Genomic DNA, 255 nt, shown 5'->3' with positions numbered 1-255 from the left:
ACATCTCATGATCACGTCCGCGTTCTTCTAAAATAGCACGAGCTACTTCGATCATTGAGAGTTCGCTTTTTTCTTGTCCAGCAAATACTTCTAATTCCAAGGTAATTCTCCTTATTAATCTTAGGATGTGAGCAAACAGCCACAAAAACCCTATTATCTTAATTTTCGTTACTCTCTATTTTACGCTAATTTTGCCAATTCGTCAAAAGATTTATAAGAATTTCTGATAAAGGGCATAAAAAGCCAAGTAATCTA

General features: G+C 34.5%; 1 pseudogene. It reads right to left on the bottom strand.

From position 1 onward, the window contains the following. Positions 1 to 100: pseudogene (locus JG537_RS09640) on the bottom strand (DNA-directed RNA polymerase subunit delta); the annotation flags it as partial. Between the last annotated feature and the right edge of the window lie 155 nt (positions 101 to 255).

Origin of the sequence: Streptococcus vicugnae, from assembly GCF_016461705.1 — a bacterium.
In the GTDB taxonomy this organism is placed as follows: Bacteria; Bacillota; Bacilli; order Lactobacillales; family Streptococcaceae; genus Streptococcus; species Streptococcus vicugnae.
Note: the sequence above shows the minus strand (reverse complement) of the source record. Positions and strands in the feature narration are given on the sequence as shown.